Source organism: Alishewanella sp. HH-ZS, from assembly GCF_001704375.1.
GTDB classification, from domain to species: Bacteria; Pseudomonadota; Gammaproteobacteria; order Enterobacterales; family Alteromonadaceae; genus Alishewanella; species Alishewanella aestuarii.
Window position 1 is genome coordinate 63,152 of the sequence record NZ_LZEJ01000008.1, and the last position, 25,082, is coordinate 88,233.

General features: G+C 51.2%; 21 protein-coding genes. 10 read left to right on the forward strand and 11 right to left on the reverse strand.

Features of this window, described 5'->3' with window-relative positions; translation table 11 throughout:
- Positions 1-7 precede the first annotated feature (7 nt).
- From A9165_RS04690 to ggt, 3 genes are all read right to left on the reverse strand, one after another.
- Complete coding sequence (locus A9165_RS04690) at positions 8-1,024, reverse strand: PHB depolymerase family esterase (RefSeq protein WP_065955085.1); 1,017 nt, start codon at positions 1,022-1,024, stop codon at positions 8-10.
- Between the two features lie 73 nt (positions 1,025-1,097).
- Entirely contained in the window at positions 1,098-1,874 is a 777-nt protein-coding gene (locus tag A9165_RS04695) for an amino acid ABC transporter (RefSeq protein WP_065955086.1), read from the reverse strand.
- Positions 1,875-1,884: 10 nt separating this feature from the next.
- On the reverse strand, positions 1,885-3,573 hold the full coding sequence (ggt, locus tag A9165_RS04700) for a gamma-glutamyltransferase (RefSeq protein ID WP_065955087.1): 1,689 nt from the start codon (positions 3,571-3,573) through the stop codon (positions 1,885-1,887).
- Between the two features lie 261 nt (positions 3,574-3,834).
- Between ggt and A9165_RS04705 the strand changes: the two genes are divergently transcribed.
- The 4 genes from A9165_RS04705 (at position 3,835) to A9165_RS04720 (ending at position 9,740) form a co-directional block, all read left to right on the forward strand.
- A complete protein-coding gene (locus A9165_RS04705; RefSeq protein WP_065955088.1) occupies positions 3,835-4,833 on the forward strand; it encodes an isoaspartyl peptidase/L-asparaginase family protein in 999 nt (332 codons plus the stop codon).
- Between the two features lie 119 nt (positions 4,834-4,952).
- The gene (locus A9165_RS04710) at positions 4,953-5,372 is read left to right on the forward strand and encodes a CBS domain-containing protein (RefSeq protein WP_008983623.1); all 420 of its coding nucleotides are present in this window, start codon (positions 4,953-4,955) and stop codon (positions 5,370-5,372) included.
- Positions 5,373-5,497: 125 nt separating this feature from the next.
- Positions 5,498-9,379, forward strand: coding sequence for an ATP-dependent RNA helicase HrpA (gene hrpA, locus A9165_RS04715; protein WP_065955105.1), 3,882 nt, complete (start codon positions 5,498-5,500; stop codon positions 9,377-9,379).
- 61 nt (positions 9,380-9,440) lie between these two features.
- On the forward strand, positions 9,441-9,740 hold the full coding sequence (locus A9165_RS04720) for a PilZ domain-containing protein (protein WP_065955089.1): 300 nt from the start codon (positions 9,441-9,443) through the stop codon (positions 9,738-9,740).
- A gap of 48 nt (positions 9,741-9,788) precedes the next feature.
- Here A9165_RS04720 and A9165_RS04725 read toward each other — a convergent pair whose 3' ends face one another.
- Entirely contained in the window at positions 9,789-10,991 is a 1,203-nt protein-coding gene (locus A9165_RS04725; RefSeq protein ID WP_065955090.1) for a class I SAM-dependent rRNA methyltransferase, read from the reverse strand.
- Positions 10,992-11,107: 116 nt separating this feature from the next.
- Between A9165_RS04725 and A9165_RS04730 the strand changes: the two genes are divergently transcribed.
- A complete protein-coding gene (locus tag A9165_RS04730) occupies positions 11,108-12,115 on the forward strand; it encodes an NAD(P)H-quinone oxidoreductase (protein WP_083216224.1) in 1,008 nt (335 codons plus the stop codon).
- A 49-nt stretch (positions 12,116-12,164) separates the two neighbouring features.
- Positions 12,165-13,634 (forward strand): hypothetical protein, encoded by a 1,470-nt coding sequence (locus A9165_RS04735; RefSeq protein ID WP_065955091.1) that lies wholly within the window; start codon positions 12,165-12,167, stop codon positions 13,632-13,634.
- Between the two features lie 30 nt (positions 13,635-13,664).
- Here A9165_RS04735 and A9165_RS04740 read toward each other — a convergent pair whose 3' ends face one another.
- On the reverse strand, positions 13,665-15,269 hold the full coding sequence (locus tag A9165_RS04740; RefSeq protein ID WP_065955092.1) for an MFS transporter: 1,605 nt from the start codon (positions 15,267-15,269) through the stop codon (positions 13,665-13,667).
- A 21-nt stretch (positions 15,270-15,290) separates the two neighbouring features.
- Positions 15,291-17,351 carry a methionine--tRNA ligase gene (metG, locus tag A9165_RS04745; RefSeq protein ID WP_065955093.1) on the reverse strand — a complete coding sequence of 687 codons (2,061 nt, stop codon included), beginning with the start codon at positions 17,349-17,351 and terminating at the stop codon, positions 15,291-15,293.
- A gap of 149 nt (positions 17,352-17,500) precedes the next feature.
- Between metG and apbC the strand changes: the two genes are divergently transcribed.
- The 3 genes from apbC (at position 17,501) to A9165_RS04760 (ending at position 19,776) form a co-directional block, all read left to right on the forward strand.
- Entirely contained in the window at positions 17,501-18,400 is a 900-nt protein-coding gene (gene apbC / locus A9165_RS04750; RefSeq protein ID WP_065955094.1) for an iron-sulfur cluster carrier protein ApbC, read from the forward strand.
- A 2-nt stretch (positions 18,401-18,402) separates the two neighbouring features.
- A complete protein-coding gene (dcd, locus tag A9165_RS04755) occupies positions 18,403-18,999 on the forward strand; it encodes a dCTP deaminase (protein ID WP_065955095.1) in 597 nt (198 codons plus the stop codon).
- Between the two features lie 201 nt (positions 19,000-19,200).
- Positions 19,201-19,776 (forward strand): glutathione S-transferase family protein, encoded by a 576-nt coding sequence (locus A9165_RS04760; protein ID WP_008608422.1) that lies wholly within the window; start codon positions 19,201-19,203, stop codon positions 19,774-19,776.
- A 42-nt stretch (positions 19,777-19,818) separates the two neighbouring features.
- Here the strand turns inward: A9165_RS04760 and A9165_RS04765 are convergent, their stop codons facing one another.
- The 3 genes from A9165_RS04765 to A9165_RS04775 form a co-directional block, all read right to left on the reverse strand.
- A complete protein-coding gene (locus A9165_RS04765) occupies positions 19,819-20,250 on the reverse strand; it encodes a DUF86 domain-containing protein (protein WP_065955096.1) in 432 nt (143 codons plus the stop codon).
- Positions 20,240-20,638 (reverse strand): nucleotidyltransferase domain-containing protein, encoded by a 399-nt coding sequence (locus A9165_RS04770; RefSeq protein WP_065955097.1) that lies wholly within the window; start codon positions 20,636-20,638, stop codon positions 20,240-20,242. The genes A9165_RS04765 and A9165_RS04770 overlap by 11 nt, the downstream gene beginning before the upstream one ends.
- Before the next feature lie 100 nt (positions 20,639-20,738).
- Positions 20,739-21,290 (reverse strand): YaeQ family protein, encoded by a 552-nt coding sequence (locus A9165_RS04775; protein WP_065955098.1) that lies wholly within the window; start codon positions 21,288-21,290, stop codon positions 20,739-20,741.
- Positions 21,291-21,483: 193 nt separating this feature from the next.
- Between A9165_RS04775 and A9165_RS04780 the strand changes: the two genes are divergently transcribed.
- Entirely contained in the window at positions 21,484-22,383 is a 900-nt protein-coding gene (locus A9165_RS04780) for a hypothetical protein (RefSeq protein ID WP_008608431.1), read from the forward strand.
- Positions 22,384-22,547: 164 nt separating this feature from the next.
- On the opposite strand, the gene A9165_RS04785 is transcribed toward A9165_RS04780, so the two are convergent.
- On the reverse strand, positions 22,548-24,062 hold the full coding sequence (locus tag A9165_RS04785; protein ID WP_008608432.1) for a polysaccharide lyase family 1 protein: 1,515 nt from the start codon (positions 24,060-24,062) through the stop codon (positions 22,548-22,550).
- A gap of 20 nt (positions 24,063-24,082) precedes the next feature.
- Positions 24,083-24,772, reverse strand: a complete 690-nt coding sequence (locus A9165_RS04790) for a hypothetical protein (protein WP_065955099.1) — start codon at positions 24,770-24,772, stop codon at positions 24,083-24,085.
- Between the last annotated feature and the right edge of the window lie 310 nt (positions 24,773-25,082).

Here is a 25,082-nt window from a genome sequence, read left to right on the forward strand (position 1 = left end):
AACAGCACTAGTGGCGCTGTTGCAGGGCATCCACTAACTGTTTTACCGCTTTTATTTGCGCGCCGGCATTAGTCGCGTAATCCTCGCCACTATAGCCCCACCAATCCCAACAGCCATTCGGGTTAAAGGGCGACATCGCACTTTTCTCAACCTGTGGATACAGGATCACCAGCTGATTGCTATCGGCATATTCGTTCAAGCCGGTATGCCGGATAAAGGCATCACCCACCTGGCTGGCGTCCTGACGGCAACCATGAAAACTGACGTGCAAGCGACAGTTGTTACCCGAGGCACAGGCCGTTGGCACATACAGATAACCATACTGTGCTAATTGGCCGCGGGCAGCACTGGCCAGCTGGTGCTGATCAAATTTTAGCAAGGTGCCACTGGCGTTACTGGCGGCGTTCTGTAGCTCGCCAAGCAGATGGGATAGCAATTTGCCAGCAGCGTCATACTCACAGCTGGCAACAAAGGGTGCCTCGGATTTATTACAGTCGGTTAAACCGCTTTTAGCCGTCGGAAAATGATGGGCAAAGGGCTGGTCGTTAACCCATACCAGCTGCTCAGCCGGCAGCCATTGCTGATATTGTTGGTACAGGGCGGCGCTGACTTGCGGCAACACGGTGCTGTCGGCACTCCCGCTAAAGATCCAGACCCTGCTATTTACCAGCGCTGCCGGCGCTGCCAGCTTGCCGGCTTGTTGCTGTTGCTCAAGGTAAGCATTTATCGCCTGTAGATCCGGTGCTGCGGTTGCCTGATTCATACAGTGCGCCAAGGCCTGACGTAAATCATTACGCGCACAGTACACCGGGCCTGCCGCCAGGATGGCTGCGCCGGATACCTCAGGGGCAAACGCCAGATGAAACTGTGCTGCCATATAGCCGCCGGATGATAACCCCGACACCGTCAGCGACGGCGCCAGCTTAAGCTCCGGGATCGCCTGCAAATCGGGAAGAGCGGCCGCCTGAGCCGCGACACTGCACAGCATGGCAGTACTGAAAACACTGGGAATAAAAGGGCGCATAGTCACTCCAAAGGAAATACGCTACCAGCTTAGTTGCTGTGTCACGTCTGGCAATAATGCTTTAGTACAGCGGCTATTGCTGTGGCTGCGTTAAATAATCCAGATACCGGTTGGTATCCCGCTGTTGCACCACCTGTTGCCAGATCCTGACAGCAAGTTCCGGATTTTGCTGATAAAAGGCCTTACTGAACATCAAATAACCAACCGAGTGGTACACCGGTGTCGGGTAGATCAGCAGCGGTCGCAACAGTAGCTCGGCGGGCTCGACAGTGATGCCGTTCAACTCACAGAGCACTGTGGTGGCGTCCACGCGTCCTGAGCTGACTAATTCCAGCGCATGGCTAATTGAATCGGCAGATACCTCAATATGGGGGCCGGGCATCGGCAAGGGGCGGTAGCCAAGTGGGCGGGCCAGGGCAAACTCGCGCTGTTGACTCAGTTTCTCCGGTAGCAAACCCTGTTGATGATAAGTCAGACACAGGCTAAAGCTACTCATGGCCAGACTCTCATCGGGTTGACCATCAGGGCGTCGTGGCGCCTGCATATAGTGGTCGCGCTCGCTGGCATATTCCGCTACCAGCGCATCGACCTGATTGGCTTCCAGTTGTGCCAGGCAGCGTAGCCAAGGTTGGCGGATCAGAACTAGCTCGATGTTAGTAGCCTTTGCTACTGCTTGCAGATGCTCGATAGCGGCGCCAGGCTGTGGCGCTGGCAGGTCACCGTGGCCATTATAAAAGGGTAACAGCGGTTTATCTTCATAGCAAAACCGCAGACTGGCGGTATCAGCCATGGCCTTGTTTTGCCAAAGCAAAGTGGTAACCAACAACAAACTGAAATAAAGATAATGCATAGGGCGACCGTTATGGCTGGCTAGGCGGCGCGGCGATAAGCCTTGTCGCGCCGCGGCCACGCGGATCGGACACTGCTTGTGTGCCATCCGGATTCAGCAGGATCAGTTGGATATCGCCTAAGTCCCAGTTTGGCGTATGCAACGAATAACCGCGGGCGGTCAATTCAGCTTGTACCGGTTCAGCCAGAGCTTGCACACTTTCCATCCGGATCTGATCTTTTGGCAGCAGCTGGTGATGAAAGCGGGGCGCGGCCACAGCCTGTTCTGCTGTCATGTTAAAGTCATACAAATTATTCATCACCTGAAAAATACTGGTAAAAATCGTCGAGCCACCCGGCGTACCGATCACCAGCTCCGGTTGATTATCTTTTAACACTATAGTCGGTGTCATCGAAGACAGCATACGTTTACCCGGTGCTATGGCGTTAGCATCGCTGCCGACCACGCCAAAAGCATTAGGCACGCCAGGCTTGGCAGAAAAGTCATCCATTTCGTTATTCAATAGAAAACCAGCACCGCTGACTACCACACCACTGCCATAATCCAGATTCAGGGTGTAGGTATTGGAGACGGCATTACCGGCATGATCAACAATCGAAAAGTGCGTGGTTTGTTCTGATTCCAGCCCTGGTTTAATGGTCTCAGTGGCCGATATTGTCCTGGGATTGATCTCCTGAGCCCGCCGGGCCAGATAGTCAGGTGCCAGCAGTTTTTGGGTGGGCACCTCGGTAAAGGCCGGATCGCCCAGATAGTCGGCCCGATCGGCAAATACCCGTTTCGCAATCTCAGCCATCAGGTGTACATACTGGGCGGAGTTGTGTGCAACATCTTGAAAATGTTGTTGATTGAGCTCTTTGAGCGTCAGTAACTGCTGTAAGGCAATTCCGCCTGAACTGGGGGGCGGTGCGGTGATAAGCTGCCGGTCACGCCAGCGCGTTACCAGAGGGGTACGCCAGACTGCTTGATAGGCAGCCAGATCGTCCATTGAGATCAAGCCACCACCACGCTGCATTTCGGCAACAATCAATTCAGCGGTTTTGCCCTGATAAAAGTCGCTGGGGCCCTCGGCAGCCAGGCGTTTTAACGTCGCGGCCAGCTCAGCTTGCACAAAGCGTTCACCCGGCTGCATCTTGCCAAAGTAAGCAACAAAATTGGTTTTACCGGCAAAGCGTTGCAGCATATCGCCTTCATACAGATATGCTTTGTCTGGCACGATAAAGCCCTGCTCAGCCAGTTGGATTGCTGGTGCCAGCAGTTCTGGCCAGCTCTTACTGCCAAATAATTGATGCAATTGCCACATGCCCATCACCGTGCCCGGCACCCCAGACGCCTGATGGCCAATTAAACTGAGGTTTTCAATGACGTCACCTTCAGCGTTCAGGTACATATCGCGGTGCGCGCTGGCGGGTGCGGTTTCCCGATAATCCAGAAAATAGGCCTTGCCATTAAACCATAAGGTCAGAAAGCCACCGCCACCCAGATTACCCGCCTCCGGATAGGTGACTGCCAGGGTAAAGGCTGTGGCAACAGCGGCATCGACCGCATTACCACCCTGGCGTAAAATCTCAGCCGCCACTTGCGCTCCATACTGATCCGGGCTGGCCACGGCGGCGGTGAGCTGCTGCGTTTTGGCTGTCGCGTTAAGATTTAGGCTTGCCAGAAACAAGCAACTGATAAGGCTGATTTGACGCAATAACATAGGCAGGGATCGGCTTGTTAACTTAAAACCAAACCTTAGCATCAGCAGCGTGGAAAAGAAACAATGAAAAAAAGGCGCCACAGAGAGGGGCGCCAAGCGTCAGGTTTACGCAGTACGTATAACAACAGGCCCTAGTCTAACGCGCTGCTGCAGCGGCTCCTTGATCCAACGCAATAAAAGTACCATCAGCCGGAATAAGTTGCTCTGCGTCTGATAATGTCTTACAACATTCAGCAACCTTTTTATATCCGGAGTCGAATCATGAAATACCAATCTCTGTTAGCTGCGCTTTGTCTCGTTCCTGCTTTGTCTTTTGCTGCTGCACCATCCGGTATTGTGATCCACGGTGGTGCCGGTACCATCAACAAAGCTCAGCTTACCGATACCCAGCGCCAGGCCTATGAGGCAACCTTAAAGCATGCCGCGGAACAGGGTTATGCTTTGTTGCAACAAGGTGGTAGCAGCCTTGATGCGGTTACCCGAGCCGTGATGATTCTGGAAGACTCGCCGCTGTTTAATGCCGGCAAGGGCGCGGTTTATACCTATGATGAAAGCCATGAGCTGGATGCCTCTATTATGCAGGGGCAAGACCGGCAAGCCGGCGCCGTTGCCGGTGTTAGTACCATCAAAAATCCGATCTTACTGGCGCGGGCAGTGATGGAGCGATCCGAGCATGTGATGCTCGCCGGTGCCGGCGCTGAGGCCTTTGCTGATACCCTTGAGCTGGAGCGGGTACCTAACAGCTATTACAATACCGAATTTCGCTATGAGGCATTAAAACGCGCGAAACAAGCGCTGCAACCACAGCCACATCAGGCTGCCATTCCTTTTGACCCAGCCTGGCGTATGGGCACCGTTGGTGCTGTGGCGATTGATAAGGCCGGTAATCTGGCCGCTGCGACCTCAACCGGTGGCATGACCGCCAAACGCTATGGCCGGATTGGCGATGCGCCGGTAATCGGTGCCGGAAATTTTGCCGACAACCAAAGTTGTGCGGTCTCCGCCACCGGCCATGGTGAGTATTTTATCCGTTATCAGGTGGCCTCCGATATCTGTGCCAGAGTGAAATATCAAGGCAAAACGGCCACTGCGGCGGCGACGGAAGTGATGGCTGAGCTGGCTACGGTCGGTGGCACCGGTGGTGTCATAGTAGTGGATCCACAAGGGCGCTTAAGTTGGGCCTTTAATACCGAAGGTATGTACCGGGCGATGCTGGGCGATACGACACCACTTAAAGTTGAGATTTTTCAAGCCGAATAACGTCTGAATAGCAGGCAAAGCGGCGTTTCATCGTCTAATCTTAACTAAGCGGTTGCGGGAAGTCCGGTGTAACAGGATTGCAGCAACTGCGCTTGGTATTAAGAAGATAAGGGGGACGCATGGACTTACTAAAAGTTGCCGATTATATGAATCGCCACCCGGTGACCTTTGATGCTGATATGCCAGTGGAGATGGCAGTGGACAGATTAATCAAAGGCCGGCAAACCGGAGGCCCGGTGATTGATGCGCAGCGCAAAATTATAGGTTTTATCTCGGAGCAGGATTGCCTGGCACGGATGCTGATGTCGACTTATCATGACCAGCAGGCCGCGCGGGTCAGTGATGTGATGCGGACCGAGGTGCTGACGGTAAAAGAGTACGACGGCATTATCGATTTGGCACAAACTATGTTAAAAGCCAAACCCAAGCTGTATCCGGTGGTTGATGATAACGGTCATCTACTGGGGATTATTACCCGCTCTGATGTGTTAGGCGCCATCGATAAAGAATTACACTCGCACTATAGCAAAGCGGGTTAGCGTAAAGCTGGCCAGCGGCAAAGCGGAGCAGGACTTAAGAAAGCTGGCGCTATGGCTGCAGTAGCGTTGCACTCCTAACCCCTAACTTGATAGCATTGCGCCCTCTGAAAGCTGAGGGCGCTAACTTGTCTGTCGAAACACCATCCACTGTCTCCACCTTGTCGGCCCAAATCGGTCAGTGTCTGCTGCAAGATCAATTCCGGCTGCGTCGTAAACTGGCCCAGCTAAAACAGCTGCCACCAGAGCAAGCTGCGGCGCAACTGAGCAAACTTGAAGCGCAAATCGCCCAGTCCTCTGCGCTACGTGCTGCCAGGCTCTCTGCCATGCCGAAGTTAAGCTATCCGGCTGAGCTGCCGGTGGTGGCGAAAAAAGATGAAATTAAAGCCGCTATTGCCGCGCATCAGGTGGTGATTATTGCCGGCGAAACCGGCTCTGGTAAAACCACGCAAATTCCGAAAATCTGTCTGGAGCTGGGGCGGGGCGTGGCAGGCACTATTGGCCATACTCAGCCCAGGCGTTTGGCGGCGCGCAGTGTTTGTGCCCGCCTGGCTGAAGAGCTGCAATGTCAGGTTGGCCAGCAAATTGGTTATAAAATTCGCTTTGGTGATCATACTAATCAACAAACGCTGGTCAAATTGATGACAGACGGTATCTTGCTAACCGAGATGCAGCAAGACCGCTTTTTAAATCAATACGACACCATCATTATCGATGAAGCGCACGAGCGCAGTCTGAATATCGACTTTCTGCTGGGTTACTTAAAGCAGTTATTACCACGTCGGCCGGATCTGAAGCTGATTATTACCTCGGCTACCATCGATCCTGAGCGTTTTTCGCGGCATTTTTTCGATGCGCCCATTATTGAAGTTTCAGGCCGCACCTATCCGGTTGAAGTGCGTTACCGGCCCTTTACCGAGCAGGATGATAAAGATGGCGACCAGCTGCAGGGTATTTTTGACGCGGTAGAAGAGCTGTATCGTGAGCCGCCGGGCGATATTTTGATTTTCTTAAACGGTGAGCGGGAAATTCGTGATACCGCCGATGCGCTGGAAAAACTTAAGTTGCCACATACCGAAGTGCTACCCTTGTATGCACGCTTAAGTGCAGCAGAGCAAAACCGCATCTTTCAAACGCATGCCGGGCGGCGGATTATTTTATCGACCAACGTCGCCGAAACCTCGCTTACCGTGCCGGGTATTCGCTATGTGATCGATCCGGGCACAGCGCGCATTTCACGATACAGTTATCGCTCCAAGGTACAGCAACTGCCGATTGAAGCCGTTAGTCAGGCCAGTGCCAATCAGCGCAAAGGCCGCTGTGGCCGGGTCGCGGCTGGTATTTGTATCCGGCTTTACAGCGAAGAGGACTTTTTAGGCCGGCCGGAGTTTACCGATCCGGAAATTCTGCGCACTAATCTGGCATCAGTCATTATGCAGATGCTGGCACTGGGACTGGGTGATATCGAAGCCTTTCCATTTTTGCAAAAACCAGACAGCCGCTTTGTTAACGACGGCATCAAGTTGCTGGAAGAGCTGGGGGCGATCCCACAGCAACGTAGCAAGCAACAGCTCAGTTTAACGCCATTGGGCAAAACGCTGGCGCGTTTACCAATAGACCCCAGGCTGGCAAGGATGGTGCTGGCGGCCAGCGAGCAGGGCGCCTTACAGCAAGTATTGGTGATTGTTGCTGCCTTATCCATTCAGGATCCGCGCGAGCGGCCGCTGGATAAGCAACAAAAAGCCGATGAGCTGCATGGCCGCTTTGCGGATCAGGATTCTGATTTTAGCAGCTGGCTAAAGCTTTGGGATTACCTGCAACAACAGCAGGATGCGCTGAGTAACAACCAGTTTCGCCGGCTGTGTAAGCAAGAGCTGCTAAATTATTTACGGGTACGGGAGTGGCAGGATCTGGTGGCGCAGCTAACTCAGGTCGCGCAGGAGCAACAGCTTAGCTTTAACGCCAATCCGCCAGGCTATCAGGCTATTCACAGCGCGATCTTAACCGGCTTGCTGGGGCAAATCGGCAGTAAAGACAGCGATGCCGACTATCTTGGGCCACGACAAACCCGCTTTTATGTGTTTCCCGGCAGCCATCTGTTTAAGCGTAAACCGAAATGGATTATGGCGGCCGAATGGGTTGAAACCAGCCGCTTGTATGCGCGTACGGTAGCGAAAATTGAACCGGAGTGGATTGAGCCGCTGGCGGCGCATCTGGTTACTCGTAGCTACAGTGAACCGCATTGGGAAAAGAAAAAAGGCGCTGTGGTGGCTTACGAACAGGTCGCGCTGTATGGCGTGATTATTGTTGGTAAAAGACCGGTGCTGTATAGCCGGATTGACGAGGCAGTATCACACCAGCTGTTTATCCGCGAAGCCCTGGTCAATGGCGAACTGGGCTTAAACGAAGCCTTTTTAACTTATAACCAGCAACAAATCAGCAAGGTGCAGGAGCTGGAAGAAAAATCCCGCCGCCGCGATATCCTGGTAGACGAAGATGCGCTGGCCGCGTTTTACGCCGAACGTATACCGCAGTGGGCGAATAACCGTATCGACTTTAGCAAATGGTGGAAAAAAGCGCGCCAGACGCAGCCTGAGTTACTGAATTTCGACCCAGAGCTGCTGTATCAGCGCGATGCCTCTGATATTAGTGCTGAGCGCTTCCCGGAAAGCTGGCGCCAGGGCAACTTAACGCTGCCGCTGGAGTATCATTTTGCTCCCGGTGAGCCGGATGATGGCGTCAGTGTATTGATCCCACTGGCACTATTAAACCAGGTCGAAGAGCAGGGGTTTGACTGGCAGATCCCGGCGCTGCGCCATGAGCTATTAGTGGCGCTGATTAAATCGCTGCCTAAGCAATACCGGCGCAACTTTGTCCCGGCGCCGAATTATGCCGATGCGTTAATGCAAAGCCTGACGCCTTTTAGCGAGCCACTGCTGACGGCTATTAGCAGCAAGTTAAAGCGCATGTCAGGCATAACTATCCCCGACGATGCCTGGCAGTTAACAGAGCTGCCGGCGCATCTAAAAATAAATTTTAAAATTGTCGATGAGCGTAAGCTGGTAGCGCAGGGACGCTCTCTGGCGTTACTGAAACAGCAATTACAGGGCGCAGTGCAGCAAAGTCTGAGTGAAGTGGCTGAGCAGGGCATTGAGCAAGAGCAACTGACTGAATGGAGCTTTGGCGAGCTGCCCAAAGAATACATTAAGCTACAGGCCGGTTTTGAAATTAAAGCCTTTCCGGCGCTGGTGGACGCCGGTCAGAGTGTTGCTATTAAGCTTATGGATAATCCACTGCGGGCAGAGCAGGAGCATATTAAGGGTTTACGCCGCTTAGTGCTGCTGAATGTGCCCTCACCGGTAAAATATCTGCAGGAGTCGTTACCGAACAAAGCCAAGCTGGGCCTGTATTTTAATCCCTTTGGTAAGGTGCTGGAGCTGATCGATGATTGTATCGCCGCCGCAACGGATGCCTTGATCCGCCAGCAGTTACCGGTGCAGGACAAAGCGGCCTTTGAGCGGTTACGCGAAACGTTACGTGCTGAGCTGAATGAGCGGGTACGGCAGATCGCATTGCAGGTGGAACAAATTTTAACGGTCTATCACGATATTCAAAAACGCTTAAAAGGTAAGGTGGATCTGGCACACTTTCAAGCGCAGGCCGATATTAAACAGCAGTTAGAGCAGCTGATTTTTAAAGGCTTTGTTAGTCAACATGGTGCAGCAAGGCTGGATGATCTGAAGCGCTATCTGCAGGCGATGTTAAAGCGGCTGGAAAAGCTCCCGGTCGATCCGAACCGCGACCGTTTATTGATGCACGAGTATCAAAAGGCTGAACAGGCCTATCAGAATTTACTTGGTAAATATGCCGGGCAGGCCATTCCGGAGCAGGTCAGTCAGATCCGCTGGATGCTGGAAGAGCTCAAAGTATCACAGCATGCGCAGCAGTTGGGTACCCCTTATCCGATTTCGGTAAAGCGTATTTTGCATGTGGTGCAGGAGCTTAAATAATAAACTTGCGTCGTTGCCACAGCTTGCTAAGATGATGCAAAGCGTAGCGAAGGAGTTGTATATGCCACAGAGGAATGATCACCGCCATTTTTACCGTATGATGGTTAATGCTGAAGTTAAATTGATGATCAACGACCCGGAGGCCGCCCGGGTAATAGACGGGGTGTGCCGTGATCTTAGCGCCTCAGGTATGGCCGTAGAAGTCGATGAACCGCTGGAGATGGGCACCTTAATCCGCGTACGTTTAGAATCGCCGGATGCCAGCGTGGCACCCTTAGATGCCACCGCTAAGGTGATGCGCTGCAGTCAGGAAAATGAAGACTGCTATCAGCTTGGGCTGGCGTTTCTGGAGTTGAATTAGGCTTAAGCAGCGGAATGACGGCCACAGCGGCAGTCATCCTGCGATAACTTAATAGATTTTGCAGATCAAACCTTTCAGATAATAGCCTTCGGGGTAGAAACTGGCGACCGGATGGTCGCTATCTTGCTGTAAGCGTTCAATAAACAAGCAATCCCGCTTCGCATCCAGTGCCGCATCGGCGACCACTTTCTGGAATAAACTTTCTTCCATTAACCCTGAGCAAGAAAAAGTGAACAACAGACCGCCGGGTTTAACCAGTTGCATCGCCACCCGGTTAATATCCTTATAGCCACGACAGGCGCTATTAAGCTGAGCTTTGTTGTCGGCAAATTTCGGCGGGTCTAGCACCACGATATCAAAGGTTTTGCCTTGCTCCTGATACTGGCGCAGCAGTTTAAACACATCCGCCTTTTGATTGCTCAGTTTACTTACATCTAACTGATTAAGTTCAACATTGCGCACCGCGACTTCTAGTGCCAAATCGGATAAATCCACATTAGTCACATGCTTAGCACCGCCCATCAGCGCGGCAACGGCAAAGGTGCCGGTGTAACTAAAGCAATTTAAGATGTTGGCATCTTTAGCAAAACGGCGCAGCGCCGCCCGGTTTACCCGCTGATCCAGATAAAAACCGGTTTTATGGCCGTTAACTACATCAACGACCAAGGTCATACCGTGCTCTTTAATCAACACCTCACCACTGTCACGTGGTAAATGTCGCCAGCCGGTTACCAGCGGCAGGCCTTCTTTTTTGCGCACATCGACATCGGAGCGCTCGTAAATACTGTGCTCCGGGAACACCTCCAGCAGAGCAGCGACCAGTTGTTTACGTTTGGCATCGGCACCGGCAGAGAGTAGCTGCACTACCAACACATCCTGATATTTATCAATAGTGATACCCGGCAGACCATCCGATTCAGCCGCCACGACCCGTAGCCCATTCGTCTCTTCAGTATTAAACAGGCTCTGCCGCAGTTGCCAGGCGCGCTGAAGACGTTGTTTAAAAAACGCCTGATCGATTTGTTCGTGTTGTTGAAAGCTCCAAATCCGCGCGCGAATTTGCGATGCAGGTGAGTAAGCGGCCCAGGCCAGCCATTCGCCCTTACTACTGACGACAGCAACGGTATCGCCACGATTCGGCGTGTTATGCACTTTGGCAATGGCGTTAGAGAAAATCCACGGGTGTTTGCGGTTAAGGGCTTTTTCACGGCCCTCGGCCAGGATCACCGCCGGTATGCTGCTATTATTCATATCTGGTAGGTCGCTATGCTAGACTAAAGACCGCATTTTAGAGAAGACACAGCGAAAGCTAAAGCAAAATCGGCAATCGGCCGCCGCTTTCGCTGCGTAGCCAATATAGGAATCGTATGGCGCACAAACTTCCCGCCAGCATGCAAGCGGTAACTGTTGTTGAGCCGGGTAAACACAGCAGCTTAAGCTGGCAACCCAGTGCGCTGCCGCAACTGGCTGGAGGCGAGTTGTTACTCAAGGTTGCGGCCTTTGGTATTAACCGGGCTGATTTAATGCAGCGCCAGGGACTATATCCGCCGCCGGCTGCAGACAGCCCGGTGTTGGGACTAGAAGCGGCAGGTACCGTAGTAGCAGTCGCAGATCAGAGCTTAGCCGGCTGGCTTGGGCAACAGGTGTTTGGCCTGGTGAATGGCGGTGGTTACGCCGAGTATGTCCGGATCCCGGCGGCGCAAGCTATGCCTGTCCCCCGGGGCTGGACATTCGAGCAGGCGGCCGCTACCGCTGAAACTTTTCTTACCGCCTATCAGCTATTGTTTATGCTCGGCGCAGCTGATGCCGGACAACGGGTGTTGATCCACGCCGGTGCCAGTGGAGTTGGCACCAGCTCAATCCAATTGGCAAAAGCCCGCGGTTTGCAGGTTGCCGTGACCGTGGGTACCGATGAAAAAGCGATGTTGTGTCGGCAGTTAGGCGCCGATCTCTGTATCAATTACCGGCAGCAGGATTTTGGCCAAACACTAAGCTCAGCCTGGCCAGAAGGGGTCGACTTGATCCTGGACCCGGTCGCAGGCAGTTATCTAAATGCCGAAGCGACGTTATTGGCGATGGATGGCAAAATTATTATCTATGCGATGATGGGAGGGCGAAAAATACCCGAGTTTGACCTGAGTTTGTTGTTTAAAAAACGTGGCCAGCTGCTATGCTCAACGCTACGCAATCGTAGCGCAGCCTATAAAGCGCAGTTAACTCACTTATTTAGCACTGATTTTGCTGCCATGCTGGCTGAAGGAAAGATCAAACCGGTGCTAACGGGCGTATATAAACCGGAGCAGTTGGAGCAAGCACATCAGTTGCTTGCCAGTAATCAGACTGTGGGTAAGTTAGTTGTGAGTTTTATCGAGTAACCCGGTTCTATCGAGCCACTATGGAATTAAGCTGAGGAAAGACGTCAGGATGCCACCAAGTTTTGGAAAAGCGGCTTATGCCAAAGTCATTCAACGGCTGGTTGAGCGGATATACAACCAAAGCCCGTTACAGGATTCACTCTACGAGCAGGCGATACAATGGTTCGCCGAAAAAACACAGCGCGATCAGAAGTCAGCGGAATTAGAGCAACAGTTATTTTTATTTGAGAATCGCCATCAACAAGCTAGAAAAGGTGACCAGGCAGCGATCGCCCGCAATTTGAAGCAGGCCGAAGATCAACATAAAACCTTTAGTGAGGACCTGGAGGAAAGCCGGTTTCTGCGTTACAACGAATTGTTCTTACTGTGCCGTGATATCTTATCGATTTGTCAGGGCGAGAGCTTTAGCGATACCAACAGCTACTCCGCCAAGATGCTCGGCACCATTCAATTAATCTGTCCAACCCGTGGGCGCAATATTGCCAAAGAAAATCAGAAAGCCCGCCATCTGTACAAAGCGGTATTAAGTTTACGCCTGTTAGACCGGCTGGTGATTGATGGCCTGATTGACCACCCCTTTATTCTCGAGCGTTATGAGGAAGGTAAAGCCATTCCTTATAACGATGAAACGGAATACCACCCTTACCGTGACGATGTACACGTGCCCGTGCTGATGGCTGCCTTGTTGCAGGATATCGGGCGTTGTCACCCAAGCTGTCAGGCGATCTTAAAAGGCCCGGACGGCTCCTATGATGAATTCAGGGAATTGGATGCCGAAGAGCGCAACACTTTTTTGCAAACCAGTTATACTGAGGCGCTGAACTATGTACAGGATGCCTTAACCACAGGGCGCTATTTGGGACGTAGTAAAGAGGAGCGCGACCGTTTTGTCCAGGGCGAAATTGAAAAGCGTGAATTGATCCAGTTACTGCTGAAACAGGCGGTCAGACCGCAGGATGTAATGGGCAGTATTCTGCGTATCCCACAGATTTATACCGGTATGATTTTATCTACCCGGCAGAGCTATAACTACGAAGATTTGCCGAAAGCGGCGCTGTTACTGGAAAAAACCGCAGAGCAGGGCAAACTGAGTAAAAATGCGGTGGCGGCTTTTCTGCGTATCGTCGGCATGTTTCCACAAGGCTATGGAATTACCTATATCCCGAAAGACTCGGATGGTAATGATATGGAGCGCTATGAGTACGCCATTGTCACCGGGCTCTATCCAGCGGATTTTCGAAAAGCGATCTGCCGGATTGTTACCTACAGCCTGACCTATCAGGCGTCGGCCCGGGGTTGCGTGGTAAGTCCGGACAACAATTTATACTTCCCACAGGCGCGTCGGAAACTCGAAATCGTGCCGGAAGAGCGCTTGCTCGATATTTTGCGTAAGCTGGTGTACAACTTTGAAGAGCGGATGGCGTCGCCATTATTACCGCGCTGCTGGCATCCGGATGATTACTTCCTGAATCAAAAGAACCAGAATCTGTGGAACAAGGCGGAAATGGTGCAAAACTAACTAAACGCCGCCTGCAACAGGCCCAACAACTTACTCAGTTGTTGGGCCTTTTCTTTGGGCTGCGGCGCGTTCCAGCAGACTTTGACTGTCCTGGGCTGCGGCCTGGTTGGCAGTGCCCGGCGCCGCTGTAGTGTCCTTACGGTGTTGTTCCTCAGCCGCTGGATCAGGCGTTGCTGCCATTGGCTGTATCTCAACTGGTTCAACGTCAGCGCTGTCGCTGGCCGCGAGCGGCGTAGTCGTTGCCTCGACAGTTGCCCCGGTAGTGCTGTTAGTAGCCAAATTGTCTGCGGCAACATGCTCGGTCTGAGTATCGCACTGTGGATCGGCCTCTGCAGTATATTGGCTACTGTTACTGGCAGCCGGCTCGTCCAGCATTTGCTCTTTCACCAGTTGCTCATCAACCCGCGGGTCCAGTGCTGCAGCTAGCGGTGATGACACCAGATCGCCAGAGGCGAGCTGGTAATCTGACGGTTGTTGCTGAGCTAGCAAGCGTTTGGCCATTTTTTGGTTGTAGTTTACCTGTGTCAGACGCAAAAACAGGATCAGGCAGCAAATGGCCATATAGCCATACAACATGGCGTTACCGAGCATTTGCATAATAAAGGATGCCACCAGTGGGCCCAGGGTAGCACCGATGCCGAAGGTCAGCAGGATAGTAGCCGACAGGGCGACCCGTTCAGGTTGTTCGATATTTTGATTAGCCAGTGCTGTTGCCAGCGGATACAGCGTAAAGGCCAGGATACCGAAACAGAAAGTGGCTACCAGCAAGGCAATACCTTTTAACGGTAGTAGCGCAATCGCTAATACCAGAATACCTAGCAGAGCGCTGTTGAAACGCAATAGCCGGCTGCGTGGGATCCGATCGGAAAGTTTACCCATTGGCCACTGCGCCAGTAACCCGGCCAGAATTGTAGCCGACATAAAGCTGGCAACCTCGGCTGTACCCATACCGTTGCTGGCGGCGAAGGCTGGCGCCAGACCATAAAAAGAACCAGAAATACCGCCAGCGATCAAAATCGTGGTCAGGGATTGCGGCACCTTACGCCAGAACGGCAAAATTTTCAGCGGCGCCGGATGCATTGGCTGTGGATGGATGCGGCGCGTTAGCGCTATGGGCACGATGCAAAGCGCATAACAAATGCCAATCAACAGCAACGGTTGCAATCCCAGTTCCGGGAAAAATGACAATACGGTCTGACCGGCCACCATCCCCATATAGGAGACAATCATATAACCGGCAAAGACACTGCCGCGCTGGCTGCTATCGGCTTGCTCGTTTAACCAGCTTTCCAGCACCATATACATACACATCATGCCGGTACCGACGATTAACCTGAGTAACAACCAGATACTGAGCACATCGGTTAGGGCATGGCACAGCGCTGACGCTGTTACAATGCCGGCACTGGCAACAAAGGTACGGATATGGCCAACCCGGGCAATCAGCTTATGACCAACTTTCGAGCCGACGACCAGCCCGAAGTAGTAAGCTGACATCATGCCACCGATCCACAGCTGTTCGACACCATCCCGGCTTAATGACAATGCCAGGTAAGTAGTTAACAAACCTGAGCCCAGCACCATAATCAGGGTGCTGGAGAACAGTGACGAAAAACTGCGAAACGGTGAGGCCATCCTAAGCTCCTGTAAACGACTTTATTTAACGCGCATACCTGCGCTGGCACCCTGATCCGGCGTCAGCAGAAAGATATCACTGCCACCCGGGCCTGCGGCCAATACCATGCCTTCGGATAAACCAAAACGCATTTTGCGCGGTGCCAGGTTGGCCACCATCACCGTTTGCCGGCCTACCAGACTCTCTGGCGTGTAAGCGGCTTTAATACCAGCAAACACCTGACGGGTTTCGCCGCCGCCGATATCCAGTTGCAGCTGTACCAGTTTGTCAGCGCCTTCCACCGGCTTGGCATCGACAATAGTCGCGACCCGCAAGTCAATCTTGGCAAAGTCATCAATACTGATGGTATCGCTAATGGGTTCCCGTTCGCCGCTAACAACGTTAACCTCAGCCTTGGCTGTTTCAGCTTTAGCGACGGTAACCGGCTCAGCAGTAGGTTGTAAGTTCTCTTTTGAGGCATCGACCATGGCTTGCACTTTTAGCGGGTCGACGCGCTGCATCAGCGCTTTAAAGGGGTTAATCGCATGGTTTAACAGTGGCTCGCGGTAATTAGCCCACAGCAGTTCAGTATTTAAAAAGGCTTCGCTGTCGCTGGCCATTTTCGGCAGCACTGGCTTTAAATAATGCATTAACACGCGGAACAGATTCAGGCCCATTGAGCAGACGTCATGCGCTTCCTGCTGCTTAGTATCATCTTTTGCCAGCACCCAGGGCGCCTTAGCATCGATATACTGATTGGCTTTATCGGCCAGCGCCATAATATCGCGGATGGCCCGGGCAAATTCCCGCTGTTCATAGCTTTGTGCAATGCTGTCCCCAGCGTTAATAAAGTCGGCGAACAGCTCGGGCTCACTCAGGTTGATGGATAGCTTGCCTTCAAAGCGCTTAGTAATAAAACCGGCGCAGCGACTGGCGATATTCACCACTTTACCCACCAGATCGGCGTTGACCTTCTGGGTAAAGTCTTCCAAATTTAAATCCAGATCGGTAATGCCGCTGGTCAGCTTCGAGGCAAAGTAATAGCGCAGATATTCCGGATCCAGATTATCCAGATAGGTGCGGGCCTTGATAAAGGTACCGCGAGACTTGGACATCTTGGCGCCATTTACCGTGACAAAACCATGGGCAAAGATAGCATTGGGTTTGCGGAAACCGGCGCCGTGCAACATCGCCGGCCAGAACAGACTGTGGAAGTAGATAATATCTTTACCGATAAAATGATACACCTCGGCGTTAGAATCCGGCGCCCAGTAGCTGTCAAAATCGATACCGGCTGTTTCACACAGGTGTTTAAAGCTGGCCAGATAGCCAATAGGCGCATCCAGCCATACATAAAAGAACTTGCCTGGTGCGCCCGGAATTTCAAAGCCAAAATACGGCGCATCGCGGCTGATATCCCAGCGCTGCAGGCCATCTTTAAACCATTCCTGCAGTTTGTTGGCCATTTCATCCTGCAAGGCGCCGCTACGGGTCCAGTCCTGCAGCATCTGGGCAAAGGCCGGTAAATCAAAGAAGTAGTGTTCACTGTCTTTCAGAATTGGCGTGGCACCGGATACGACCGAGCGCGGGTTCTTTACTTCGGTGGGGCTGTAGGTGGCACCGCAGACATCGCAGCTATCACCGTTCTGATCCAAAGCGCCGCATTTTGGGCAATCGCCTTTAACAAAGCGATCCGGTAAAAACATTTCTTTTTGCGGATCGTACAGCTGGCTAATGGTATCGCGCTTGATATAGCCGCCATCATTTAAACGCTGGTAAATCAGATTGGCAAAGTAACGGTTTTCGTCACTGTGCGTGGAGTGGTAATGGTCAAAGGCGATACCAAAGCCGGCAAAATCAGCCATATGCTCTATTTTGGTTTGCGCAATCATTTGCTCCGGCGTGATGCCTTGTTGCTGCGCTTTTAGCATAATAGGGGTGCCGTGCGCATCATCAGCACAGACGTAGTAACACTGGTGACCGCGGGCTTTCTGAAACCGTGACCAGATATCAGTTTGGATATATTCCAGCAGGTGTCCGAGGTGAATAGGGCCATTGGCATAGGGTAACGCACTGGTGATCAGAATTTTCCGGCTCGACATTGACGATTGCTCTTGAGAATAAATAACTGAAAAGATATGAACTAATGATACTATAACCGGCATTAAATCGCATCCGCACAAGCGGCGTTTCCCAACGATTTGTCAACAAAAGCGATTAGTCTACAAAAAAGCCTTTTAACGGAGTGACCATGTTTAACTGGCTAAAAAAGAAAACTCAGGCAGCAGGCGAGCCCGAGCCGGGCGCGAATGAGCTAAGCGGCGTTATTGAAGCTTTAAGAGCCAGACCCGCTGCTTTTAAATCGATTAAAACCATAGTTCTGGTGGCATCGGGTAAGGGCGGGGTTGGCAAATCTACCACCTCCGCTAACCTGGCGATGGCACTGGCAGCAATGGGTGTGCGCACCGGCTTGTTAGATGCCGATATTTATGGGCCTTCGGTGCCCACGCTATTTGGTTTAACCGGCGAAAAGGTCACGTCCCCGGATAACAAATTAATGCATCCGCTACAGGCGCATGGTGTCTGTTTACAGTCGATCGGCTTTTTGGTTGATCCGGAGCAGGCGTCAGTCTGGCGCGGCCCGATGGCCAGCCAGGCGTTATTGCAGTTACTGAATGAAACCCTGTGGCCTGAACTGGATATCCTGCTGGTGGATATGCCGCCCGGTACCGGCGATATTCAGCTCACCATTTCGCAAAAGCTGCCGGTAACGGGCGCTGTGGTGGTGACTACACCTCAGGATCTGGCGCTGGCCGATGCCCGCAAGGCGATTACCATGTTTCAACAGGTGAAAATCCCTCTTCTGGGCCTGATTGAAAATATGAGTTTTTATATCTGCCCCAGCTGCGGCGCCAGCGATGATGTATTTGGCAGCGAAGGGGGCTTAAAGCTGGCCGAGCGCTATCAGGTGCCGGTACTAGGCCAGTTACCACTGCAAGCTGCGCTGCGGGAACAGGCCGATAGTGGTACTGCCTTAACGGCCGGAGATGCCAGCTTGCTGGAGTATTATCAACAAATTAGTCGTGCCTTGCTGTGGCAACTTACCGGTGCCAGCAGCCAGAGCGTGGAAATTGTCATAACGGATGATTAGTAATGAGATTATGTGACCGCGATATAGCGGCCTATCTGGCCGAGGGAAAAATCCGCATCAGTCCGGCACCGGATGCCGAAATGATTAGTGGCGTCAGTGTTGATATTCGGCTTGGCCATAAATTTCGGGTATTTCAGGCGCATACCGCGCCCTTTATCGATTTGAGTGGCCCCCGTGCTGAAGTCGATGCCGCCTTAAATGCGGTAATGAGCGATGAAATTGTACTGGAGGACGATGGTGTCTTTATTTTGCACCCGGCCGAGCTGGCGCTGGGTATTACGCTGGAGTCGGTAACGCTACCGGCGGATATCGTCGGCTGGCTGGATGGGCGCTCTTCTTTAGCCCGTTTAGGCTTAATGGTGCATGTGACCGCGCATCGCATTGATCCGGGCTGGTCGGGCAATATCGTACTGGAGTTTTTTAATAGTGGTAAGTTGCCGCTGGCGCTTCGACCCAATATGAAAATTGGCGCCCTGAATTTTGAATTGATGACGGGGCCGGCGGATAAGCCTTATAACAAGCGCAGCGATGCCAAATATAAAGAGCAGAGCGGGGCAGTGGCCAGTCGTATTAGTCAGGATGATAAGACAGCGTTTTAACAACCGACTGCGTTAAAAAGAAAAAGCCCACGCAAAAACGTGGGCAGCAAGCTTATATAAAGCAAAATGAAGCGGGATGATTATGCAATAAAGCTGCATAGCTTGGCAATGCTGCTGGCGGCTTTTTTCCATCTTTAGTTGGTTTGTCCGTAACGGACCGGCATTTTGTTAGCACACTTTGATAGCGAGGGAGATACAGCGATGCAATTATATGGTTCTCAGACTTCACCCTATGTCCGGCGGATCCGGCTGTTGCTGGCCGATACGGCGCATCAGTTTATCAATATGAATATTTTTGCCGAGGCTGATCGGCAAAAGCTATTGGCGCTGAACCCAACGCTAAAGATCCCGATGTTGCAGGATAACGACGAAATTATCTTCGATTCTAATGTGATCTACCGTTATCTGGCGGCGAAAATGGGCCTGGCAGCATTAAGTTGGTATCAGGAAAATCAACTCACGTTGATTAATGCAGTCAATGATTCGCTGGTCTCGCTATTTTTATGTACCCGCAGCGGTCTGAATACCAATGAAGATCGGCTGTTCTTTAATGCGCAGAAAGAGCGTATTGCCGCCTCAATGTTTGTGCTGGAGCAGCAGGCCGCTAATCAGGAATTTGCCAACTGGCAATATCCGGCGATGGCATTGTATTGCTTACTGGACTGGGTGATATTCCGCGAATTGTTGGATCTGGAAGATTATCCGGCCTTACTGGCCTTTCATGCAGCCAATCAGCAACAGGCCGGCGCCGCAGTATCGGATCCGCGGCTGGCCTGAGTCAGAGGATAACGATATTCGGTGTATGCGTTCACAATAGCATTATCGTAAAAATCGGATTGCTTTGTCACAAAAGTCTGCAAGGGTGTTATAACGCCCTTGCGCGACAATCAAACGCACAATGTTGACATCAATATTTAAGTAATCGTGTACTAATCCGTTTCGCATACCAATAATCTGGCGCCATTCTGACAACTCGTCAGCCGTAATCATGCCGTGCTGATGCAGCTGTGAGAAAGTTTGATAGGCGTCGACAGAACTGTGTTGCTGATATCTTTTTAGACAATGCTTGGCCAGGCCAATACTCAATTCTGTTAGCAGTTGTAATAAACGTTCTATAGCTAGGTAGTCACGCCGGCGTAGTTCCCCCAAGGCTAAGTCTGCACGCAATTCATCTAATTGTTGGCAGTAGTCTTGTTTATGTTTGGCGGCTTCAGTTAAATAAAGCTTTAAGCCGGCATCTTCAAACCTCATGACTTGCTTCTCTTTGTTGATACTCAAATAAGCTATTAATCCGCGTTATTTCTTGCCATGCTCTTGCACTACCATCGCTATATATCAGTTGTCCGGTATCAATAATCTGATACGCCAGATAAATCGGCGCCTGGTTGATATCGACGATAGATATTTTGGCTTCAGACAGGGCGAGCTCTGCGGCCCAATCAAGTGCCAGACAGTGGGGACGATTGTAGCGCGCTAAGTTATCGAGTGCGAAATCATTAAAGGCAACAGCGAGATCATAATCACTGTCTGGCCTGGCTCTTCCTCGTACTCTTGAGCCATATAACCAGATAGCCCCAATATCAGCGTTTTGTTTTGCGAGCTGCGTAATCCGAGATATTGTCGGCTCAGAGTTAGTCATCAGTCTGAATAAAATAAGTTTTGATATAACAAGAGCGTATCAGAATAACAGGGTTATCGCCAGTTAGCTCACAGTTGCATATTCAGGAAAAACTCCGTGCTTAGCGGCTGGCAGCTTTTAACAGCACAGGCTCAATCAGCACACTCTGGCTGTCATCCGATAGCCAGATTTGGCCTTCGCTGATATTACATTGCAGGTTCATACTGCGCTGTACCAACGTGGCCATCTGCTGCACACTTTGCTCCGGAAGGTTCCAAATTGATAGTTGCTGATAGCGGCTAAGCGCACTTTGATTCGCCTGCCACCAAATCGGCACCACCCGGCCACCATAGCAATATAAATGCACCTGTTTTGCCCGGCTACAAGCCTTTTTCAGCCATTTTTCATCGGCCTGACCAAATTCGACCCATAGGTTAACGGTGCCATCCAGCGCCAGATCCCACAGCTCTGCCTCGTCGCTTTCACTGCTTAGCCCCTTGGTAAATTGCAGGGTGTCACTGGCATTCAGCGCAAAGGCCAGCAAGCGCACCATCATGCGCTCGTTATTTTCCGACGGGTGCTGTGCCAGCGTCAGGCTGTGGTCTGCATAATAATGCCGATCCATATCAGCAATTTGCAGCTGGACTTTGTAAACAGTGGCTTTAAGTGCCATCAGATGCTCTTTTTAGTCAGATCCGAAAAGGTCGCAGTGTACAAAGCAGAGCAGCCTTTGGCAATGCGCTCAGTGGTGCTTTAGTCATTCAAGCTGAGCCAGGGATGGCGGAATTTTCGTTGGCGGTGTAACCTTCGGCGTTGTTCGGTTTCTCTGTTAGTTCCCGCATTGCTGAAGGAGGCAAGCGCTGATTATGGCTGGTTGTAAACGGATTAGTTTTGTTTTGATCTATGCTGTGTTTTTACTCACTAGTTGTTCGTTATCGCCTGCCAGCCCTCATTATCCGTTAGCCGAATCCGGTGCATTGAATGTGACCTTATTAGCTAAGTTACCGGCTGAGGTTGATGAGTCATCGGGCCTGGCAATGCGTGATGGTAGGTTATGGACACATAACGACAGCGGCCATGCCGCTACCTTGTATCAGTTATCCGAGGCGGGCGATGCGATTAGCCGGCGGGTGCATATTAAAAATGCGGCAAATTACGATTGGGAAGCATTGGCACAGGATAGCGACTGGTTGTATATCGCTGATTGCGGTAACAATATTGGTGATCGCAGCTGGCTGCAAATTTATAAAGTAGCCTGGCAAGATTTGGATCAGGCTGAGGACGGCGCCGAAGTGGTTGCGAAAAGAATCATGTTTCGGCTGGCAGATACCGAGCCCTCAACCCGTCCGCATGCCCATAACGATGATTGCGAAGCGCTGACGGTGGTGGGTGATGAACTGTGGTTGTTTACTAAAAACTGGCAAGATCGTCATACCCGGTTATACCGACTAGATAAAACGGCAGCAGTTCAGGAAGTCGTCAGTAGTGAGCGGTTTTTTACAAATGGTTTAATCACCGGCGCCGATTTTGACCCTGACACCGAACGCCTGGCGTTAGTCGGTTATCGGTTGGGGTTTCTGAGTGTGGCTGCTTTTATTTGGCAGCTTCCTGTTATTAATAATACGCCGCAATGGGAATTGGGACAGTACCATGTTATTAGACCGACGCGGCAGTGGGAGGCCATTCTGTGGCATCAGGGTGATCTGCTGCTAACCAGTGAGGCTAGCCTACTAGGCGGGGCTAGCCTTGGCCGTATCGCATTATAGTTAGCGTAGCTGATGCCGAGTAAGCCCGCCCCTTGATTACTTTCTTTTACGGCGCAATCTCAGGGCTAATAACCTGCACTTAAGATACCCGACTTAGCAGCTGCTGTAGCAGTGGTTTTTACTAAGCTGCAAGGGCAGTTAACAGTTTAACTGCCCAATTTTAGTTAAAACGCGCATTTACCTACGCCGGCGTTTGCCAGCACAAAGTTTTTCACTTCTTCAGTGCGTACCAACTTATAATCGTAAGGCACACGCAATACTGCGGTAGCAAGCATATCCGGCCCGGCAATGATACCGTCTGCAGGACTTTCAGCCCATTGGGTGTTAATCAGCATATTATCCCGGGTATCCCAGTAGCCGATGTTGTTTGAATAGAAAGACACCAAAGGATTTTTGGCGTTTTCAAACACATTGGCTTCAACCCGCAGAATAGCACCCATGCGTGAGTTCATCCCGGTTTCCAGAATATTATGATAATAATTGTTAAACAAATGCCCCTGACCAAAGCGGAACAGCGGAAGTCTGGAATTTACGTTTTCAAACCTGTTATGGTGAAACGTAATACGTCTGTCATAGCTATCAGAGTCGCTTGAGCCCCAAAGTGAGGTTTTCCAGCTGCTATGCAGGTAGTTAAATGAGATAGTAATATTATCGATATCCCGCTTACCGCTCACCAGTTCATCATAGAAATCTTTATGAACGTCCAGGCTGTTTGAGATTTCATTATGATCGATCCAGATATTACGGGCCGGCCCCTCAATAGTAATGCCGTCTTTATCGCCAATATTGACGTTTCTGATTTTTAAGTTTCGGATTATCACATTCTGGGCGCGGAACACTTTTAAGCCAATACCATCCAGAATACCGTTTTGCCCGACACCAATAATGCTGACATCCCGCATATCCTTGATGTCAAACTTATTAAATCCGCCTGAGTTAGCCGGAGTGATAGTGCCATTAACCCGAATGGTAAGTGGCCGGTTTGGGTCTTTGTTTGCCAGCGCCTGAGCTAATTCCAGCCCCGTGGTGACGGTAACCCGGGTGGAGCGGATACCCAGACCGCCTGTTGTACCCCCACCCAGTGAGGCATAGCCTTGCGGGCTGTTGGCACAGGCATTAAAACTGCCATAAATGGGTTGGCCGTCGATGCCTGGCGGCACTGGATCGACAGGGCCTGGCGACGGATCAGGAGTTGGGTCAGGTGTTGGATCGGTTGGTGGCGTGATCGGAGAAGGTTCTGGCGCATCATCATTCAGGTATATCTCAAATTCTGCAATTTGTGGCGCGCCAGTCGCACTGATAATCAGCAAGTTAAGCTTTTTCATACTGACATTGCCCAAATTGACTTGCAGTTCACTACCAATTCGATTGCCTGTCGCCAGTACGGCACCGGTGTCGTGGTTCACCAGGCGCCAGCTGGTTACCTGATCACCAAGTTCACGCAAAATCACCTGATTAAAGTTAATGGCGGTACTCCATTTTACCGAGACGCGCTCGTTACTGGTGGAATTTGGTTGCCAGTACGAGCTTAAATTACCGTCTTTGACAAAGCCATAGCTGGTATTGCCGAATTTACTGGTGCCGTCTGCACCCGCACCCGGGCCACTGATGGCAAGGTTATTCGCGGCGGTGGCCGGTAAGGCGCAGCATAACAGGCTTACAGCGATTAATGTTCTCATCTACATTGTCCTTGTTAATATTATGCCAGCGGGTTAGTTGTTTTTTTGGGTGTTTGCCGGCGGGTTTGACGAGCTAACAACAAGCCTGAAGCTAGCAGTAATAAAGTAGCAGGGGCCGGTACCGGGGCTCCGGGTTGCGAGGATGAAACGCCAAAGCGCAGGTTATCAAAGGCTGACCACTCTGTAGCCTGAGCAAAACTTACTGAGCGCGCTATGCCGCTAAAGCTGATAGAAGCAAAATCCCAGGTACAAAAATAGGAGTCTCCGGCACATAATCGGTCAAACTGATTGCTGATGTTTAACGAAGCCAGCAGATTACCCGTGCCAGCCAAACCATCAAAAATCATAATTTGCCCAACTTGCGCCGAGCTGTAGTGCAATGCAAAGGCATCAGTAAAGCCCGCTTTGAAATTTAGCCAGCTTGCTGGCCCCTCAAAGAATAGTAGGGTTTGACCTGAGGGTAGGTTGGTAAAACCGCTGCTGCCATCGTCGGCGGCAACTGCCGTAAAGGCGCCACTTCCAAATGATATGCCGTGGTTAACGCCTTGATTCCCCGCACTGTCAAAGCCACCATTATAAAAGTTCAACAAATTGCTAAAATCGCCGGCGCCTTCAAAATCCAGCTCGACAATGCTTGCTGATGCCGAGTAGCTGAAAAGTGTCATGCCCGCACACAATACCCAGCTTAGATATTTGTTCTTACGTAACATCGAATTATTCTCCTGATTGATAGAGCACAAAAAATGTGCCGGAATCAATCTAGATGACATCCAATATGTCGGCTATTTCAGATATGGAAAATTTGATGTTAATTGATTTTGTGTAGATTAATTAATAACTTGATATTTTTATTATAACAAAAAAATACCATAGTTGGAATTTTTTAGCGCTGGGCTGCTTGCAACGCGATACGACTGATGAATTGTAATGCACTTGCCAACTTACCCGATGAATAAGCGAGTAAGCTTGAGCAGCCTTTACTAAACTTATCGAGTTGATAAAAATAAGCTCAAGTATGAT

Excerpts from the sequence above, each read along its gene's own strand:
- A9165_RS04785 (WP_008608432.1), bottom strand. The coding sequence starts at position 24,062 with ATGAGAACATTAATCGCTGTAAGCCTGTTATGCTGCGCCTTACCGGCC.
- A9165_RS04735 (WP_065955091.1), top strand. The coding sequence starts at position 12,165 with ATGCCACCAAGTTTTGGAAAAGCGGCTTATGCCAAAGTCATTCAACGG.
- A9165_RS04790 (WP_065955099.1), bottom strand. The coding sequence starts at position 24,772 with ATGTTACGTAAGAACAAATATCTAAGCTGGGTATTGTGTGCGGGCATG.
- metG (WP_065955093.1), bottom strand. The coding sequence starts at position 17,351 with ATGTCGAGCCGGAAAATTCTGATCACCAGTGCGTTACCCTATGCCAAT.
- ggt (WP_065955087.1), bottom strand. The coding sequence starts at position 3,573 with ATGTTATTGCGTCAAATCAGCCTTATCAGTTGCTTGTTTCTGGCAAGC.
- A9165_RS04720 (WP_065955089.1), top strand. The coding sequence starts at position 9,441 with ATGCCACAGAGGAATGATCACCGCCATTTTTACCGTATGATGGTTAAT.
- A9165_RS04775 (WP_065955098.1), bottom strand. The coding sequence starts at position 21,290 with ATGGCACTTAAAGCCACTGTTTACAAAGTCCAGCTGCAAATTGCTGAT.
- A9165_RS04710 (WP_008983623.1), top strand. The coding sequence starts at position 4,953 with ATGGACTTACTAAAAGTTGCCGATTATATGAATCGCCACCCGGTGACC.
- A9165_RS04695 (WP_065955086.1), bottom strand. The coding sequence starts at position 1,874 with ATGCATTATCTTTATTTCAGTTTGTTGTTGGTTACCACTTTGCTTTGG.
- apbC (WP_065955094.1), top strand. The coding sequence starts at position 17,501 with ATGTTTAACTGGCTAAAAAAGAAAACTCAGGCAGCAGGCGAGCCCGAG.
- A9165_RS04740 (WP_065955092.1), bottom strand. The coding sequence starts at position 15,269 with ATGGCCTCACCGTTTCGCAGTTTTTCGTCACTGTTCTCCAGCACCCTG.
- dcd (WP_065955095.1), top strand. The coding sequence starts at position 18,403 with ATGAGATTATGTGACCGCGATATAGCGGCCTATCTGGCCGAGGGAAAA.
- A9165_RS04770 (WP_065955097.1), bottom strand. The coding sequence starts at position 20,638 with ATGACTAACTCTGAGCCGACAATATCTCGGATTACGCAGCTCGCAAAA.
- A9165_RS04780 (WP_008608431.1), top strand. The coding sequence starts at position 21,484 with ATGGCTGGTTGTAAACGGATTAGTTTTGTTTTGATCTATGCTGTGTTT.
- A9165_RS04760 (WP_008608422.1), top strand. The coding sequence starts at position 19,201 with ATGCAATTATATGGTTCTCAGACTTCACCCTATGTCCGGCGGATCCGG.
- A9165_RS04765 (WP_065955096.1), bottom strand. The coding sequence starts at position 20,250 with ATGAGGTTTGAAGATGCCGGCTTAAAGCTTTATTTAACTGAAGCCGCC.
- A9165_RS04705 (WP_065955088.1), top strand. The coding sequence starts at position 3,835 with ATGAAATACCAATCTCTGTTAGCTGCGCTTTGTCTCGTTCCTGCTTTG.
- A9165_RS04690 (WP_065955085.1), bottom strand. The coding sequence starts at position 1,024 with ATGCGCCCTTTTATTCCCAGTGTTTTCAGTACTGCCATGCTGTGCAGT.
- A9165_RS04730 (WP_083216224.1), top strand. The coding sequence starts at position 11,108 with ATGGCGCACAAACTTCCCGCCAGCATGCAAGCGGTAACTGTTGTTGAG.
- A9165_RS04725 (WP_065955090.1), bottom strand. The coding sequence starts at position 10,991 with ATGAATAATAGCAGCATACCGGCGGTGATCCTGGCCGAGGGCCGTGAA.